Genomic DNA, 17,398 nt, shown 5'->3' with positions numbered 1-17,398 from the left:
CGTCCGAACGGCGGCCGGATCCACCTGGGGCCCGCACCAGCCCTTTCGCCGCTCCTCTGACGGACCCGCCCGGACCCGGGTCAGGAGGGGCGGAGGCGTCGGCCGCTGTCCACAGGCGTCCGCGAAAGTCGTGGGGAAGTCGTAGGCTCAGGGGACACCACCCGTCCGTCTACCCGCCTGGGGGCACCCGCGTCATGGCCGACTCCTTCGCACACCTGCACGTCCACACCGAGTACTCGATGCTCGACGGGGCGGCGAAGCTGAAGCCCCTCTTCAAGGAGGCCGCGCGGCTGGAGATGCCAGCCGTGGCCATGACCGACCACGGCAACATGTTCGGGGCCTACGAGTTCTACCAACAGTCCAAGGGATCGGGCGTCAAGCCGATCATCGGGATCGAGGCCTACGTCGCACCCGAGTCGCGCTTCCACAAGAAGCGGGTCTTCTGGGGGCGTTCCAACACCTCGGACGACGCCTCGGCCGAGGGCGGCAAGGACATCTCCGGTGGCGGCCGGTACCTGCACATGACCATGCTCGCGCGGAACGCGCAGGGATTGCGCAACCTCTTCCGGATGTCGTCCCTGGCCTCAGCCGAGGGCTACTACATGAAGCCCCGCATGGACCTCGAACTCATGCAGCAGTACAACGAGGGCATCATCGTCTCAACCGGCTGCCCCTCCGGTGGTGTGCAGACACGGCTGAGGCTGGGGCAGGAGAAGGAGGCGATCGAATACGCGGCCGGGCTCCAGGACATCTTCGGCAAGGAGAACGTCTTCCTGGAGCTGATGGACCACGGCGTACCGATCGAGAAGGAGGTCCGGGACGGCCTGCTCAAGGTCGGTCGTGAGCTGAGCATCCCGCCGCTGGTCACCAACGACTCGCACTACGTCTACGAGTCCCAGTCCTCGGCGCACGACGCACTGCTTGCGGTGGGCGTGGGCAAGAACCTGGACGACCCGACCAGGTTCCGGTTCAACGGTTCGGGCTACTACCTGAAGACCGCCGATGAGATGCGCGGTCTGCTCAACTTCGACGAGTGGGCGCAGGGGTGCAAGAACACCCTGCTCATCGCGGAGCGGGTCGAGGCTGGTGCCTACGATGAGGTCTTCGCCCACCGCGACCTCATGCCGGAGTTCCCCATCCCAGAAGGGGAGACCCAGGCCTCATGGTTGGCCAAGGAGGTCGAACGGCTGCTCCCGACCCGCTATCCGGACGGCGCGGGCGACGACGTTCGCCGCCGGGTGGAGTTCGAACTCGGCATCATCAACGAGATGGGCTTCCCCGCCTACTTCCTTGTGGTCTCCGACATCTGCCAGCACGCCCGCAAGAACGGGATCGCCCTGGGCCCAGGCCGTGGGTCGGCGGCGGGCTCGATGATCGCCTACGTCCTGGGAATCACCGACCTGGACCCGCTGGAGCACGGTCTGCTGTTCGAGCGGTTCCTCAACCCCGAGCGTGTGACGATGCCCGATGTCGACCTGGACTTCGACGAGCGTCGGCGCGGCGAGATGATCGATTACGTCACCCATTTGTACGGCGAGGAGCGAGTCGCGCAGATCCTCACCTTCGGCACCATCAAGGCCAAGGCTGCGGTGAAGGACTCCACCCGGATCCTGGGCATGCCCTACTCGGTGGGCGACCAGATCACCAAGGCCTTCCCCGCAGCGGTCGGCGGCAAGGAGATCGCGCTCGACGCGGTGTTCAACACCGAGAACGAGCGCTACAGCGAGACCACCGAGCTGCGCGGCCTGGTGGACAACGACCCGCAGGTCGCCAAGGTCATGGAGACCGCGCGCGGGATCGAGGGCCTGACCCGGGGCACCGGTGTGCACGCGGCGGGAGTCATCCTGTCCAAGGAGCCCCTGCTCGACGTGATCCCGCTGCACAAGCGCGACTCCGACGGCGCCATCATCACCGGCTTTCCCTACCCTCAGTGCGAGGACATGGGCCTGCTCAAGATGGACTTCCTGGGCCTGCGCAACCTCACGATCATGGACGACGCGGTCAAGAGCATCAAGGAGGCCGAGGGGACCGACATCGATCTCGCCCAGCTTCCGCTCGACGACCGGAAGACCTACCAGCTGCTCTCCCGGGGCGACACCCTGGGCGTCTTCCAGCTGGACGGCGGCGCGATGCGCAACCTCCTCAAGCGCATGGAACCGAAGAAGTTCGGTGACATCGCGGCCGTCCTCTCCCTGTACCGGCCGGGCCCGATGGCCGCGAACGCGCACAACGACTACGCGGACCGTTCGAACGGGCGCCAGGAGATCACCCCGATCCACCCGGACCTCAAGGACGCCCTGGAGCCGATCCTGGGGGAGACCTTCCATCTGCTCGTGTACCAAGAGCAGATCATGGCCATCGCGCAGCAGCTGGCCGGGTACACGCTGGGCGGCGCCGACCTGATGCGTCGCGCCATGGGCAAGAAGAAGAAGGAGGCCCTGGAAGAGGAGGAGGCCAAGTTCTTCCCCGGGGCGAAGAAGCGCGGCTTCTCCCAGGAGGCCATCCAGGCCCTCTGGGACGTCATGCTTCCCTTCGCGGGCTACGCCTTCAACAAGTCCCACGCCGCCGGGTACGCGCTGGTCTCCTACTGGACCGCCTACCTCAAGGCGAACTACCCGGCCGCGTACATGGCCGCGCTGTTGACATCCGTCAGTGACGACAAGGACAAGATGGCGGTGTACCTGGCCGAGTGTCGGGCCCAGGGCATCAAGGTGCTCCCGCCGGACGTCAATGAGTCGGGTCTGCGCTTCACCCCGGTCGGCAAGGACATCCGCTTCGGTATGGGCGCGGTGCGCAACGTGGGCGCGAACGTGGTCAACTCGATCGTCAAGACCCGCACGGAGAAGGGCAAGTACTCGTCCTTCACGGACTTCCTCTCCAAGATCGAGCTGGCGGCGTGCAACAAGCGCGTGATCGAGTCATTGGTCAAGGCGGGCGGTTTCGACTCGCTGGGTCAGCCCCGGCGTGAGCTGTACCGGCACCACGAGGTGGCGGTGGACGGGATGATCAGCTCCAAGAAGCAGGAGGCGCACGGCCAGTTCGACCTGTTCGGCGGCGGTGACGACGACGGCGACTCCACGCCGATCGGGTTGAACATCCAGTGGGGCGAGGAGGAGTGGGACCGCAAGACCAAGCTGGCCTTCGAGCGGGAGATGCTGGGTCTGTACGTGTCCAGCCACCCCCTCGCTGGGGCCGAGCGGGTGCTGGCGCGTTCGCGCGACACCTCGATCGCGCAGATCGTCGCCGGTGAGTTGGCGCGTGAGCGCGGTGAGGTGCGGATCTCGGGGCTGATCTCCAAGGTGGACAAGCGCACCAACAAGGCGGGCAACCAGTGGGCCATCGCCACGGTGGAGGACCTGGACGCCAGCATGGAGGTGCTGTTCTTCCCCAAGACGTATCCGCTGTACGTGGAAGCGCTGCTGGAGGACACGGCGGTCACGGTCAAGGGGCGGCTCAACGACCGGGACGGCACCTGGTCGATGTTCGCCTCCGAGATGTCCATCCTCGACATCTCCCACGTCACCGAGGGCGAACCGCCCGTCCTGCTCACCGTGGCCGAGGACCGGCTGAACTCCGAGCTCGTCGACGACCTGCGCCAGGTGCTGAGCACGCACAAGGGGGACACCCCCGTGCGGATCCGGGTGGACAACCCGGTGCGCTCCCGGATCTACGCGGTGGACCGCTACTCGGTGCGGATCTCCCCGGAGTTCAACGGTGAGATGAAGAGCCTGTTGGGGGCGTACTCGGTCGACTACTGACCGGTCAGCGACCTCCAGGGATCCCCGTGTGCGACACCGCACACGGGGATCCTTCTGTCTGCGCCCTTGCCATGATCGAGTTAGCGATATATCTTTGAGCTATCGGATCACGGAATGACAGTCGTGAACGATAAGGATGACTCGACAGCAAGGAGACGACATGACCGCGATGGCACTTCCCGGCCCCTGGCCCTGGGGCGGACGCACCGAACGTCCCCGACTCCCCTGGGCCTGGGGCCCCACTGACAGCCCCCGCGCACACCACGACCCGCGACAGGCGCACGACGAGCACCGGGGTCCGCGACGGGACGGGTTCGGCCACCCGCCGCCCCCGCCCGGGCCGCCCGGGTCGCCGCCCCCGCCGTGGGGAGGGGCCCCGGGCGGGCCCTTCGGCCCCGGAGGCCCGGGAGCACCGTTCGGTCCGGGCTTCCCCTTCGGGGGCGGACACGGACCCCGCCGAGGAGGCACCCGGGCACGGCGCGGCGACGTCCGCACCGGAATCCTCATGCTGCTGGCGGAGGAACCGCGCAGCGGATACGAGATCATCCGCGAGGGCCGCGAACGCAGCGGCGGGGTCTGGCGCCCCAGCCCCGGCTCCGTCTACCCCATGCTCCAACAGCTGGAGGACGAGGGCCTGGTCGCGCAGATCGAGGGGGAGGGGCGCCGTCGCCCCTACCAGCTCACCGACGAGGGCATCGCCTACCTGGAGGAGAACGGCGCCGACCTCACCCCGCCCTGGGAGGCGGGGGCGGACGCCCACGCCGACGCCAGGTCCCGCTACGAGGAGATCGGCGCGCTGGCCTACCAGCTCTCGGCCGCCGCGTCCCAGGTCGCCCAGGCGGGGACCCCGGAGCAGCTGGAGCGCGCCAAGCGTCTGCTGGCCGAGACCCGGCGGGGTCTCTACCTGATCCTCGCCGACGAGGACGCCGACACCACCGAGGACGGCGACGAGGACTGATCCGCGCGTGACCCGGGCCCGGGACGGTGCGCACCGTCCCGGGCCCGAACACGCCGGAGGGCTAGTGGCCGGTGGCGCCGTCGGCCAGCTCGCGGAGGACGTCCAGGTGCCCGTTGTGCCGGGCGGTCTCCTCGATCATGTGCAGGACCACCCAGCGCAGGGTCACCCGCCCGCGTTCCCTGAGCACGCGGCGGGCGGAGTTGCCGAGCTCCAGGTGGGAGGTGACCTCCCGGGAACGCCCGCACTGGTCGGCGTACTCGGAGAGGAGCTCCTCCAGGGGCCGTTCCGCCCCCACCCTGAACTCGGCGTCCGGGTCCTCGGCCGAGTACGGCGCCCGGTCGGGTTGGTTGAGCATCACCACGTCGAACCAGTACGCCTCCACCCAGCGCAGGTGGGAGACGATCCCGCCGATGGTGGTCATCGGTGAGCTCGGGACCGGTGCGGACGCGGAGAGGCCGGCGGCCAGGTCGGCGCACTTGCGGTGCACCGTCGCCCGTTGCCAGTCCAGCGAGGCCAGGAGCATCGTGCGCTCGTCGGCGGCTGTGGGAGCATCGACACGCTCGGGGAGGCTCGGGAGGCTGCTCTTGTCACTCATGGCGGTATTCTCCTTCGGGCCATGTCCGGTATCCACTGGTTTTCGGTGGGGCCGGGTGGCGATGATGAGGAGCGGTTGATGGCGGAACAGAGCGGTGGCGCGCCGGTACGCGGCCTGGTCACGGGCGCGGCCTTCCTCGGGGGTGTCGCCCTGCTGGGCGCCCTCCTGGCGCCGTTGTGGTGGTGGCTCGCCCCACGGCCCGAAGTGGTGGTCCTGCCGGACGGCGGGGTCTTCACCGGCGCCTCCGAGGTGGTCTTCGCGGGGGAGGGCTACTACGTCGTCATCACCGCGCTGGCCGGGCTCGTCACCGGCTACGTCACCTACATGGTCCAGTTCTCGCTGGCCCGGCGCCGGTTCCAGGACCTGCGGATGGCCGGGCTCGTCGGAGGCACGCTCGGTGCGGCGGCCGCGTCCCTGCTGGTCTGGCGGATCGGTGTCGCCCTGGACGCCCCCGCCCGGGAGGCCGTGCTGGCCACCGACCCCGGCGGCACCGTGGTCGCGGCCCTCCAGCTCCAGGCCGTCGCGTTCCTGGTCGTGTGGCCCTTCGTGCACGTCCTCCAGTACGGGCTGCTGGACGCCTTCAGCCTGATGCGCGGCGACCAGCCGGGCGTTCCCGAACCCGTTCGGACCCGGATCCCGGCCGAGGACGCCGTCCCCCTGACCGGTGGCCCCCACCCGGGGGGAGCGGGGACCGCCGGAACCGGCTGACGGTCTCCTCCGGGCTCCGCGCGGCGCTCACAGGGTCTGGACCGAGTCCCCGTACATGCCGTCGAGCAGGTCCCGGTACCGCTCCTCCACCGCTCTGCGGCGCATCTTCAGGCTCGGCGTGATCTCGCCCTGTTCCACCGTGAGCTCGTTCGGCAGGATGGCGAAGTCCTTGACGGACTCGTGCCGGGGCAGACCGCGGTTGAGCTCGTCGATGGCCTCCTGGAGCATCGCCCGCACCCTGGGTTCCCTGGTCAGACCGAGGTAGTTCAGCGCGCCCAGACCGTTGGCCTCGGCCCAGACCTCGATCGCCTCGGCGTCCAGGGTCACCAGGGCCACGCAGTAGGGGCGACGGTCGCCGTGCACCACCAGGTTGCCCACGTAGGGGCACAGGGACTTGAACCGGCTCTCGATGCTCTGCGGGGCCACGTACTTGCCGCCCGAGGTCTTGATCAGTTCCTTCTTGCGGTCGGTGATCCGCAGGCGGCCGTTCTCCAGGGCGCCGATGTCACCGGTGGCGAACCAGCCGTCCTCGTCGAGGACCTCCTGGGTGGCGCCGGACAGGTTGTGGTAGCCGCGCATCACGCTTCCACCGCGCAGCAGGACCTCGCCGTCCTCCGCGATCCGCACCTCCGTCCCGGGCAGGGGCAGGCCCACCGAGCCGAACCGCACGTCACCCGGCCGGGTGAGGAAGGCGCCCGCCGAGGTCTCGGTCAGTCCGTAGCCCTCCAGGATGGTGATCCCCGCGCCGTAGAAGAACCGCCCGATCTCGGGGGCCAGCGGCGCGCTGCCGGACACGAAGAACTTCAGCCGGTCACCGAAACGGGCACGCAGCCTGGCGAACACCAGGCGGTCGGCCACCCTGTAGCGGGCGGCGAGCAGCCCTCCGGGCTCCCGGCCCTCCTCCCGCAGACGGGCCACCTGGTCGCCCACGCCGACGGCCCACCTGAAGATCCGGTACTTGGCCGCACCGCCCTCCTTGGCCTGCATGACGACCCGGTTGAACACCTTCTCGAAGATGCGCGGGGCGGCGGCCATGAAGGTGGGCCGCACGACGGCGAGGTTGTCGACGATCCGTTCCACACGGCCGTCGACGGCGGTCGTGAACCCCAGGCGCAACTGGGCGACCTGCATGACCTTGCCGAAGCTGTGCGCGAGCGGCAGCCACAGGTACTGGACGTCGTCGGCGTCGAGCATCTCCCAGCCCTGGGCGCGCATCTCGTCGCCCATGACCCGCAGCGCCTCGGCCTCGTAGAGCCAGTTGGCGTGGTCGAGGCGCACGCCCTTGGGGCGGCCGGTGGTACCGGAGGTGTAGATCAGCGTCGCCAGGTGGTCGGACCGGACGGCGGAGACCAGTTCGTCGAAGAGTTCGGGCCGCTCGGCGTGCACGCCGGCCCCGACCTCCTCCAGCTCGGACAGGCTCATCACCCAGTCGTCGTCGCCCCCGGCCGCCCCCTCGAAGGCGATGACCCGCGACAGCCCGGGCATGGCGCCGCGCTGCTCCACCAGTTTGGCGACCTGCTCGTCGTTCTCGGCGAAGGCCACCATGCTGCCGGAGTCGGACACGATGAACGCGCAGTCGGGCGGCCCGGAGGAGGGGTAGATCGTGGTGGAGGCGCCGCCCGCGCACAGGATCGCGAGGTCGGCCAGGACCCACTCGACGCGGGTGCTCGACGCGATCGCGCACCGGGCCTGGGAGGTCAGGCCCAGGGAGTGCAGGCCCAACGCCAGGGCGCGGACGCGGTCACGGGTCTGGTTCCAGGTCAGGGACTCCCACTTCTCGCTGCCACCGGTGGGGGAGGGGATCGGATAGGTGAACGCCTCCCGGTCGCCGGATTCGGCGACGCGGGAGACGAACATGTCGGGAACGGACCGATAGGGGGATGAAGTGTTGCCCATGTCACAAAGCTACCCCTGGGTAGGGGGTCGGGCAACACTCCGTGCGCGAATGTGTGCGGGTCCACGGACCCCTGTGACCCAGCGGATTCCGGGTCCGGACACGGGACCACGGGACCTCGTCACCGGGTCGGTGGCGCCCCCGGAACCCGGGGCCGCTCAGTCCGTCCCGATGGGGGCGAGGGACGCCTCGGTCAGGGCGATGAGGTCCTTGGGGGTCAGCTCCATCTGGAGGCCCCGCCGTCCGGCCGAGACGTACACCGAACGCAGCTCCGTCACCGAGGAGTCGATCACCGTCCGCAGCCGTTTGCGCTGCCCCAACGGGCTGATGCCGCCGCGCACGTACCCGGTGATCTTCTCCGCCCGGGCCGGGTCGGCCATCGCCGCCCGTTTGCCACCGACCGCCGCGGCCAGTGCCTTCAGGTCCAGCGACGCGCTCACCGGCACCACTCCGACGGTGAACACTCCGTCCACCTCGGCCACCAGCGTCTTGAACACCTGCTCGTGCGGCACCCCGATCGCGTCGGCGGCGTCCGCGCCGTAGGAGTGGCCCTCGCCCCCGTCCACCTCATAGGGGTGCAACGTGTAGGTGGTCTTGGTCCTGCTGGCGGCCACCGTCGCGGGCGTGGATCTTCCACTCATGGGTCACCTGGGCCTTCCACTTCGTACTTCCGACCTCAGGGCAGGCTACTCCTCCGTAGGCGGGGCGCCGCACCAGGTGAGCCGGGTGTCCCCGGTCGGGCCCCGGCGTCCCCGGGACGGCTCCCTAGTTGAAGGAGACCCCGTTGTCGAGGAAGGGGCCCGCGGGGAGGTTGGGCAGGTCGGGCGCGGCCACGATCCGGTTCTCCCTGCGCAGGAAGCGCGCGGCCACCGCCAGCCGGGTCGCCGCGTCCTCGGCCTCCAGCAGACGCTGCTTCTCCGCGGAGTCCAGCACCACCGAGATCGCCACGGAGTACGACAGCGCGATCGGGTCGCGCGGCAGGTCACCCGAGGTCTCCGACGCCATCCCGATCTCCGCGAGCCGTCTCTCGTACACCTCGTACAGGTCCCGCACCCGGTCGGCGTGCTCCTGGACGTCGGGGCCCAGGGGTTCGGGGAGCAGGGAGACCGCCGCCGTGGAGTAGTCGTCGGTGGAGGAGGTGTCGACGTCCGACAGGTCCGTGATGGCGAACCGCGTGCCGCCCTCGATCACCAGGTCGTACCGGCCGTCCTCGTAGGTGCGCACGTCGCGCACCACGGCCGTGCACCCGGTCGCGCTCACCAGGGGGAGGGAGGCCGGCGCGCCGGGTCCGGAGGTGTTGGGCACCCCGGTGTCCGCGCCTGCCGATCCCTGCCCGGACTCACCGGCCACCTCGTGGCCCAGCTCGATCCACACGACGCCGAAGCGGGCGGGACCGTGGTCCCGGCCGCCCGTCTCGCCCCCGGCCAGGGTCGGACCGAGCAGCTCCGAGACCAGTCGACGGTACCTCTTCTCGAACACGTGGAGAGGGATCGTCATACCGGGGAACAGCACGGTGTTCAGCGGGAAGATCGGCAGCGCCTCTGGCATGGTCCCAGTATGCCCCCGCCGGGGCGCGGACGCGGGCGCCCCGCCCGGGGTGCTCCGGGCGGGGCGGGTGCGCGGGCGGCGCCGGGGGCGCGGCCGGTCAGGAGACCGCGGGGCCCGCGGTGCCCGGAGCGCCCTGGCTGCCGTTGTCCTCGCTCGGCATGTCGCGGGCGACGAAGGTCTCCACGTCGAACAGGTTGCCGTTGGCGCGGTCCACGACGTTCAGGAGGGTCGACATCGTGGCGACCTCCTCCACCTGCTCCTGGATGAACCACTGGAGGAACTGCTCTCCGGTGTAGTCGTCCTCGTCGCGGGCGACCCTGGCCAGACGCTGGAAGTTGTCGGTCACCTCACGCTCCTGGCGCAGGGCCAGGGCGACCAGGTCGCGGGCCACGGCGAAATCGGTCTCGATCTCGTCCACGCCGGGAAGGGCGAAGGTGACGTCGTTGTCGAGCAGGTACCGCACGATCATCATCGCGTGGTCGCGCTCCTCCAGGGACTGCTCGTAGAAGACCCTGGCCAGCTGGGGCAGGTCCTGGTCGTCGAACCAGGCGGCGATCGCCACGTACTGGTGCGAGGCGGTGAACTCGTGCCGCACCTGGTCGATGAGGAGACGGTGGAACTTGGAATGGCTGCTATCGCCGGTCTTGTTCGAAGTCATGCCACCACGATAACCCATTCAAAAGCGTTTTACGAAACCCCTTCGAGTGGTGTCCCAATGAATTAGGCAAGCCTTTCTTCCGTCAAATTAGGTAAGGTGTCCCAAACTTAGGTGACGCTTATTCGCGCGTACTCGGAGTGGTGGGGGCGCGGGGTCCGGGGAGCGGGGTTCGCGCCGGTCGCGCGGGTGTGGTGTCCATCATCCGGACTCCGCCACCCACGGATTGGGCCGAGCCCCCTAGACTGGGACCGTGATCAGTCGAATCGACCTCCGAGGCTCCCAGGACGACCCGCGCGACGCCCTTCCGCGCGCCGAAATCGATGTGGCGGACGCCACCGAGCGCGTGCGGCCGCTCTGCGAGGACGTCCGCCATCGCGGGACCGAGGCACTGGTCGAACTCACCGAACGCTTCGACGGCGTGCGGCTCACCGACGTCCGCGTCCCCAAGGACGCCATCGACGCCGCCCTGGTCGACCTCGACCCCGCCGTGCGCGCCGCGCTGGAGGAGTCCATCCGCCGCGCCCGCAAGGTGCACCGCGCGCAGCGCCGCCAGGACCACACCACCCAGGTCGTCCCCGGCGGCACCGTCACCGAGAAGTGGATCCCGGTCAACCGCGTCGGCCTCTACGTGCCGGGCGGCCGCGCCGTCTACCCGTCCAGCGTCATCATGAACGTCGTCCCCGCCCAGGAGGCCGGCGTGTCCTCCCTCGCGGTGACCTCGCCGCCGCAGAAGGACTTCGGCGGGCTGCCCCACCCGACCATCCTCGCCGCCTGCGCGCTGCTCGGCGTCGACGAGGTGTACGCGGTCGGAGGCGCCCAGGCCGTCGCGATGTTCGCCTACGGCACCGACGACTGCGAGCGCGCCGACATGGTCACCGGACCCGGCAACATCTGGGTCGCCGCCGCCAAGCGCCTCCTCAAGGGCGTCATCGGCATCGACGCCGAGGCCGGGCCCACCGAGATCGCGATCCTCGCCGACTCCACCGCCAACCCCGACTACGTCGCGGCCGACCTCATCAGCCAGGCCGAGCACGACGTCGTCGCCGCCTCCGTGCTGGTGACCCCGGACGAGGCCCTGGCCGAGGCGGTCACCGAACGCCTCGCCGCGCGCGTCGCCACCACCAAGCACGGCGAACGCGTCCGCGAGGCCCTGTCCGGCCCGCAGTCCGGCATCGTCCTGGTGGACGACCTCGAACAGGGGCTGGCCGTCGTCGACGCCTACGCGGCCGAACACCTGCAGATCATGACCGCCGACGCCCCGGCCCGGGCGGCGCGCGTGCGCAACGCCGGAGCCATCTTCGTCGGTGACCACTCCCCGGTCTCCCTCGGTGACTACGCCGCGGGCTCCAACCACGTGCTGCCCACCGGCGGCTGCGCCTGCCACAGCGGCGGCCTGAGCGTGCAGACCTTCCTGCGCGGGGTGCACGTCGTCGAGTACGACCGCGACGCGCTGGCCGACGTCGCCCATCACGTCATCACCCTGTCCCAGGCCGAGGACCTGCCCGCGCACGGCGAGGCCGTGGCCGCGCGCACGGAGGAGGGGAACACGCCCTGACCCGGGGGTGTTCCAGCAGTTCCGGGGAGGTGCCGGGGGTGACCGCCCCCGGCGGCGCCCGAACAACGGCCGAAGCGAACCGGAGGCCGTCAGACGCCCGCCCCGGCGGGGCGACCGGACACGGGGACCCGTGTGACCACGGCGGTCACAGCGGCCCCGGTGGCCCGTCCCGCCACAACCGACCACGAGTGTGAACCCAGTGAGCTTCACCCTGAACGACCTGCCGCTCCGCGACGACCTGCGCGGACACGCGCCCTACGGCGCACCCCAGCTGGACGTGCCGGTGGTCCTCAACACCAACGAGAACCCCCACGCGCCCTCCCCGCGTCTGGCGAAGGCCCTGGCCGAAGCGGTGGCGGACACCGCGCTGGGGCTCAACAGGTATCCCGACCGGGACGCGGTCCGCCTGCGCGAGGGACTGGCCGCCTACCTCGGCCACGGCCTGACCGCCGCCAACATCTGGGCGGCCAACGGCTCCAACGAGGTCCTCCAACAGCTGCTCCAGGCCTTCGGCGGCCCCGGGCGCACGGCGATGGGCTTCGAGCCCTCCTACTCCATGCACCCGATCATCTCCCGGGGGACCGGGACGAACTGGGTGCCGGTCCCGCGCGACGCCGACTTCCGGATCGACATGGACGCGGCCCTGGCCGCCATCGAGGAGCACCAGCCCAGCGTCGTCTTCCTCACCTCGCCCAACAATCCCACCGGTACCGCCCTGGAGATCGTCGACATCGAGCGCGTCGTCCGGGCCGCCCCCGGTGTCGTGGTCGTCGACGAGGCCTACGCCGAGTTCCGCCGCGAGGACACGCCCAGCGCCCTGTCCCTGCTGCCGGACCACCCTCGGGTGATCGTCTCGCGCACCATGTCCAAGGCCTTCGCCCTGGCCGGGGCGCGCGTGGGCTACCTCGCGGCGCACCCCGCCGTGGTGGACGCCCTCCAGCTGGTCCGCCTGCCCTACCACCTGTCCGCCGTCACCCAGACGGTGGCCGTCACCGCCCTGGAGCACGCCGAGGAGCTCCTCGGCGCCGTCGCGGACCTGCGCGCCGAACGCGACGCCCTCGTCGTCTGGCTCCGGGAACAGGGGTTCTCCGTGGCCGACTCCGACGCGAACTTCGTCCTGTTCGGTGAGTTCGAGGACCGGAACCGGGTCTGGCGGGACCTGCTCGACCAGGACGTCCTCATCCGTGAGACCGGCCCCGACGGCTGGCTGCGCGTCACCGTCGGCACCAGCGAGGAGATGGCCGCCTTCCGCGCGGCACTCCTGAAGGTCACCGGCCGGTAGCCGCGCCGGGCCCGCCCGGCACCACCGCACCGCACCACCACCACAGCACCACCAAGGATCAGGCACCATGAGCCGCATCGGGCGCGTCGAACGCGCAACCAAGGAAACCAAGGTCATGGTCGAGGTCGACCTGGACGGCACCGGCGTCGCCGACGTCTCCACCGGGGTCGGCTTCTTCGACCACATGCTCGACCAGCTCGCCAAGCACGGGCTCTTCGATCTCACCGTGCGCACCGAGGGCGACCTGCACATCGACTCGCACCACACCATGGAGGACACCGCCCTCGCCCTGGGCGCCGCCTTCAGCGAGGCCCTCGGTGACCGCGCTGGCATCCGCCGCTTCGCCGACGCCAAGGTGCCCCTCGACGAGGCCCTGGCCGAGGTCACCGTCGACGTCTCCGGCCGTCCCTACCTCGTGCACACCGAGCCCGAGGGCATGGCGCCGATCATCGGCCGCGACTACGACACGACCATGACCCGCCACATCTTCGAGTCGTTCGTGGCCCAGGCCCGTGTGGCCCTGCACGTCCACGTGCCCTACGGCCGCAACGCCCACCACATCGTGGAGGCGCAGTTCAAGGCGTTCGCCCGCGCGCTGCGCACGGCCACCGAGAACGACCCGCGCGTGGACTGGGTGCCCTCCACCAAGGGCGTCCTGTAGATGGACACCGACCTCTGGGGCCTGTTCCTGCTCGTCCTGGGCGGCTTCCTCGCCGGCGGCGTGTACGCGCTGTGGGGGAGGAACCGCCTCATCGCCGGAGCCCTGGCCGGGTGCGTCGCCCTCGCCGTGGTCTCCGGCGTGCTGCGGCTCGGCTACTTCTAGTCAGCCCGTTCCCAGGGCCGCTCACCTCACCAACGGAAGGGCACACACTCGAATGTCACGTGTGGTCGTCTTCGACTACGGGTCGGGCAACCTCCGCTCGGCCCAGCGCGCCATGGAGCGCACCGGTGCCGACGTCACCGTCACCTCCGACCCGCGCGCCGCGCTCGACGCGGACGGGCTGGTCGTTCCCGGGGTGGGTGCCTTCAGCGCCTGCATGGCCAGCCTCAGGGCGGCCGGGGGAGACCGGATCATCGGTCGCCGCGTGGCCGGGGGCCGCCCCGTCCTGGGGATCTGCGTGGGCATGCAGGTCCTCTTCGACCGGGGCGTCGAACAGGCCGACGTCCACGCCGAGGACCGCGCCACCGAGGGCTGCGGCGAGTGGCCGGGCACGGTCGAACGCCTCAGGGCGCCCGTCGTCCCCCACATGGGCTGGAACACCGTCACCCCGCCCGAGGACACGCGCCTGTTCGCGGGCGTGGGCCCCGAGGAGCGTTTCTACTTCGTGCACTCCTACGCGGTCCGCCGCTGGGAGTTCGTCAGCCACAGCGACCGCATCCGCGGTCCCGGGGTGACCTGGTCCGAACACGGCGAGCCCTTCGTGGCGGCCGTGGAGAACGGTCCGCTCAGCGCGACCCAGTTCCACCCGGAGAAGTCCGGTGACGCCGGAGCCCGCGTCCTGGCCAACTGGGTCGGCACACTGTGACCGCCGTGCCGCCTTGGGCCCCCGCTTCGCTCCGGCCCGGGTTCGGCGCCTTCGCAGAGGGATGTGGGTCAAGACAACACTGCATCGTCGTCCACGCCTGACGCTCGTTCCTCGCCAGCGGCTTGACCCGTCTTGCACTGTGTCTGCTGAAACCAGGACTCTCCGGCGCCGAACAGAACACCCCCCTTGCCCAGCGCAACCCACATGACCCCGAACCGAACCGAGCACGAGAAGGCACCATGACCGGCGAAAACACCCCGTCGACCCCCGTACTCGAACTGCTGCCCGCCGTGGACGTGTCGGGCGGGCAGGCCGTCCAGCTCGTCCAAGGCAGGGCCGGCTCCGGCGGCCAGTACGGCGACCCCTTCGAGGCCGCCCGCGCCTGGCGTGACGCCGGGGCCGAGTGGATCCACCTGGTGGACCTGGACGCGGCCTTCGGCCGGGGCCACAACCGCGACCTGCTGCGCGACATCGTCGACCGCCTGGACGTGAAGGTCGAGATGTCCGGCGGCATCCGCGACGACGAGTCCCTGACCGCCGCCCTGGCCACGGGCTGCACGCGCGTGAACATCGGCACCGCCGCCCTGGAGAACCCGGAGTGGTGCGCCCGGATCATCGGGGAACACGGGGACCGGATCGCGATCGGCCTGGACGTGCGCGGCACGACCCTCGCCGCCCGGGGCTGGACCCGCGACGGCGGCGACCTGCTGCAGACCCTCGAACGCCTGGAGTCCGAGGGCTGTGCCCGTTACGTGGTCACCGACGTCAACAAGGACGGCACCCTCAAGGGCCCCAACCTGGACCTGCTGCGCACCGTGTGCGAGCGCACCGACAAGCCGGTGGTCGCCAGCGGCGGCGTGTCCAGCCTCGCCGACCTGGAGGCGATCTCCTCCCTGGTCCCGCTGGGAGTGGAGGGCGCCATCATGGGCACCGCCCTGTACGAGGGCGCCTTCACCCTGGAGGACGCCCTGACCACGGTGCGGGGTGCGGATCGGTGAGCCTGGCCATCCGAGTCATCCCGTGCCTGGACGTCGACGCCGGGCGCGTGGTCAAGGGCGTCAACTTCGAGAACCTGCGCGACGCCGGTGACCCGGTGGAGCTCGCGGGCACCTACGACGCCGGGGGCGCGGACGAGCTGACCTTCCTGGACGTCACCGCCTCCAGCGGCAACCGCGAGACCACCTTCGACGTGGTGCGCCGCACCGCCGACCAGGTGTTCATCCCGCTCACCGTCGGGGGAGGGGTCCGCACCACCGAGGACGTGGACCGGCTGCTGCGCGCCGGTGCCGACAAGGTGGGGGTGAACACCGCCGCGATCGCCCGTCCGGAGCTGATCGGGGAGATCGCCGAGCGGTTCGGCCGCCAGGTCCTGGTGCTCTCCGCCGACGTGCGCCGGGTGCGCGAGGGCGGCCGTCCCACACCCAGCGGGTTCGAGGTCACCACGCATGGCGGCAGGGAGAGCGCGGGTCTCGACGCGCTGGAGTGGTGCGAGCGCGCCGCCGAGCTGGGCGCCGGGGAGATCCTGCTCAACTCCATGGACGCCGACGGCACCCGGGCCGGGTTCGACCTGGAGCTGATCCGCGCGGTGCGCGCGAGGGTGGACGTCCCGCTGATCGCCTCGGGCGGTGCGGGCGCGGTGGAGCACTTCGTCCCGGCGGTGGCGGCGGGCGCGGACGCGGTGCTGGCCGCGACCGTCTTCCACTTCGGGGAGTTCACCATCTCCGACGTCAAGCGGAGCCTGCGTGAGGCCGGATATCCGGTCCGGTAGGAGGAAAGCGGTCACGACACGCCGCCATGACCGACAGCAGGCCCCGAGCGAACTCGCTCGGGGCCTGTGACCTGCACAACCATGTCAATGATTACTGTCAGTAATCAAAGCGTGTCATGGCGTTGACCAAGCTGTGATCCGTGTGAGCATGAGCGCGTCTTACCAGCCACGACAGGGAGATAGTCGCCCATCATGTCCAAGCACGTCTTCACCGGCCTTGCTCGCCGGTTCGCCTCCCTCGCCACCGCCGGAGCCATCGCGATCGGCGGAATGGCCCTCATGGCGCCGACCGCCGCGGCCGACGACTTCGAGCGCACTCCGGACGAGGTCATCCAGCTGATCCAGGCCCAGGTCTGGCCGAACTACTCGCTCCAGAACCCCGGCCCCAGCGTCGACATCCTGGCCGCGCAGTACTTCCTGAACCACCTCGGCTACATCACCGACAACCCGAGCGAGACGTTCACGCGTGGGTTCGACCGCACGCTCCGCGACTTCGAGAACCGTGAGGGCATCGACGTCAACGGCGTCCTGGAGTCGCAGAGCTGGATCAAGATCCGGAACGAGCTGTTCCCGAGCCAGGCCGACGGCTTCCAGCGCGACGACCGCGGCTACGGCGTCCGCGCCGTGCAGGTGCTGCTCAACGAGAAGGACAACGCCGGGCTGACCGTCAACGGCCACTACAACTCCGCCACGGAGCGGGCCGTCCGTAACTTCCAGCGCAAGAAGTGCATCGGCGTCGACGGCGTCTACGGCTGGCTGACCTACAAGGCCAGCATCACCGGGGTCGACAGCTGCTCCAACAGGGCTCAGGCCCCGGGCGAGGAGGCCGCCGAGCAGGCTCCGGCCGAGGGCGCCGCCGAGCAGGCTCCCGCGGAGCAGGCCCCGAGCGAGGAAGCCGCTGAGCAGGCTCCCGCGGAGCAGGTGCGTCCGGCCGGTCAGGGCCGTCCCGCGGAGCAGGTGCGTCCCGCCGGTCAGGGCCGTCCCGCCGAGCAGGCCCCGGCCCAGGACGCTCCCGTGGAGGAGGGCGACCAGGCCCGTGAGCTGGAGGCGGTGCGCGGCTCCTAGCCCGCACCCGTACCACCTGACGTAACGAAGGTCGGGTCCGGAACGCCACCCGCGGCGTACCGGGCCCGACGCGTGTGTACGCC

General features: G+C 70.3%; 16 protein-coding genes. 11 read left to right on the top strand and 5 right to left on the bottom strand.

Going from position 1 to position 17,398, the window contains the following annotated elements; genetic code table 11:
• Window positions 1–194: 194 nt before the first annotated feature.
• Complete coding sequence (gene dnaE, locus AC0VYL_RS18610; RefSeq protein ID WP_475454496.1) at window positions 195–3,758, top strand: DNA polymerase III subunit alpha; 3,564 nt, start codon at window positions 195–197, stop codon at window positions 3,756–3,758.
• A gap of 160 nt (window positions 3,759–3,918) precedes the next feature.
• Window positions 3,919–4,716, top strand: coding sequence for a PadR family transcriptional regulator (locus tag AC0VYL_RS18605; RefSeq protein WP_475454495.1), 798 nt, complete (start codon window positions 3,919–3,921; stop codon window positions 4,714–4,716).
• 61 nt (window positions 4,717–4,777) lie between these two features.
• On the opposite strand, the gene AC0VYL_RS18600 is transcribed toward AC0VYL_RS18605, so the two are convergent.
• Complete coding sequence (locus AC0VYL_RS18600) at window positions 4,778–5,311, bottom strand: DinB family protein (RefSeq protein ID WP_475454493.1); 534 nt, start codon at window positions 5,309–5,311, stop codon at window positions 4,778–4,780.
• A gap of 78 nt (window positions 5,312–5,389) precedes the next feature.
• On the opposite strand from AC0VYL_RS18600, the gene AC0VYL_RS18595 reads away from it, so the two are divergent.
• Window positions 5,390–6,019 carry a hypothetical protein gene (locus AC0VYL_RS18595; protein WP_475454491.1) on the top strand — a complete coding sequence of 210 codons (630 nt, stop codon included), beginning with the start codon at window positions 5,390–5,392 and terminating at the stop codon, window positions 6,017–6,019.
• 27 nt (window positions 6,020–6,046) lie between these two features.
• On the opposite strand, the gene AC0VYL_RS18590 is transcribed toward AC0VYL_RS18595, so the two are convergent.
• The 4 genes from AC0VYL_RS18590 to AC0VYL_RS18575 all read right to left on the bottom strand — a co-directional run bounded on the left by AC0VYL_RS18590 (window position 6,047) and on the right by AC0VYL_RS18575 (window position 10,119).
• Entirely contained in the window at window positions 6,047–7,915 is a 1,869-nt protein-coding gene (locus AC0VYL_RS18590) for an AMP-dependent synthetase/ligase (RefSeq protein WP_475481001.1), read from the bottom strand.
• Window positions 7,916–8,071: 156 nt separating this feature from the next.
• Window positions 8,072–8,527, bottom strand: a complete 456-nt coding sequence (gene ybaK / locus AC0VYL_RS18585) for a Cys-tRNA(Pro) deacylase (protein WP_475463131.1) — start codon at window positions 8,525–8,527, stop codon at window positions 8,072–8,074.
• 151 nt (window positions 8,528–8,678) lie between these two features.
• Window positions 8,679–9,461, bottom strand: a complete 783-nt coding sequence (locus AC0VYL_RS18580) for an LON peptidase substrate-binding domain-containing protein (RefSeq protein ID WP_475481000.1) — start codon at window positions 9,459–9,461, stop codon at window positions 8,679–8,681.
• 97 nt (window positions 9,462–9,558) lie between these two features.
• Complete coding sequence (locus AC0VYL_RS18575) at window positions 9,559–10,119, bottom strand: ferritin (RefSeq protein WP_475454486.1); 561 nt, start codon at window positions 10,117–10,119, stop codon at window positions 9,559–9,561.
• Between the two features lie 250 nt (window positions 10,120–10,369).
• Here AC0VYL_RS18575 and hisD point away from each other — a divergent pair, with 250 nt between their 5' ends.
• The 8 genes from hisD (at window position 10,370) to AC0VYL_RS18535 (ending at window position 17,315) form a co-directional block, all read left to right on the top strand.
• Window positions 10,370–11,674: a histidinol dehydrogenase gene (gene hisD, locus AC0VYL_RS18570; RefSeq protein ID WP_475454484.1), complete on the top strand. Its 1,305-nt coding sequence runs from the start codon at window positions 10,370–10,372 to the stop codon at window positions 11,672–11,674.
• Between the two features lie 199 nt (window positions 11,675–11,873).
• Entirely contained in the window at window positions 11,874–12,956 is a 1,083-nt protein-coding gene (locus tag AC0VYL_RS18565) for a histidinol-phosphate transaminase (RefSeq protein WP_475454482.1), read from the top strand.
• A gap of 67 nt (window positions 12,957–13,023) precedes the next feature.
• On the top strand, window positions 13,024–13,617 hold the full coding sequence (gene hisB / locus AC0VYL_RS18560) for an imidazoleglycerol-phosphate dehydratase HisB (RefSeq protein ID WP_475454480.1): 594 nt from the start codon (window positions 13,024–13,026) through the stop codon (window positions 13,615–13,617).
• Window positions 13,618–13,779 carry a hypothetical protein gene (locus AC0VYL_RS18555; protein ID WP_475454478.1) on the top strand — a complete coding sequence of 54 codons (162 nt, stop codon included), beginning with the start codon at window positions 13,618–13,620 and terminating at the stop codon, window positions 13,777–13,779.
• Between the two features lie 52 nt (window positions 13,780–13,831).
• Window positions 13,832–14,482: an imidazole glycerol phosphate synthase subunit HisH gene (hisH, locus tag AC0VYL_RS18550; RefSeq protein ID WP_475480999.1), complete on the top strand. Its 651-nt coding sequence runs from the start codon at window positions 13,832–13,834 to the stop codon at window positions 14,480–14,482.
• Between the two features lie 239 nt (window positions 14,483–14,721).
• Window positions 14,722–15,480: a bifunctional 1-(5-phosphoribosyl)-5-((5-phosphoribosylamino)methylideneamino)imidazole-4-carboxamide isomerase/phosphoribosylanthranilate isomerase PriA gene (priA, locus tag AC0VYL_RS18545; protein ID WP_475480998.1), complete on the top strand. Its 759-nt coding sequence runs from the start codon at window positions 14,722–14,724 to the stop codon at window positions 15,478–15,480.
• Window positions 15,477–16,250, top strand: a complete 774-nt coding sequence (gene hisF / locus AC0VYL_RS18540) for an imidazole glycerol phosphate synthase subunit HisF (RefSeq protein ID WP_475454472.1) — start codon at window positions 15,477–15,479, stop codon at window positions 16,248–16,250. Before priA ends, hisF begins: the two co-directional genes overlap by 4 nt.
• A gap of 192 nt (window positions 16,251–16,442) precedes the next feature.
• Complete coding sequence (locus AC0VYL_RS18535; protein ID WP_475480997.1) at window positions 16,443–17,315, top strand: peptidoglycan-binding domain-containing protein; 873 nt, start codon at window positions 16,443–16,445, stop codon at window positions 17,313–17,315.
• The last annotated feature ends 83 nt before the right edge of the window (window positions 17,316–17,398 follow it).

The organism is Nocardiopsis sp. iso_238 (assembly GCF_056173325.1).
Note: the sequence above shows the minus strand (reverse complement) of the source record. Positions and strands in the feature narration are given on the sequence as shown.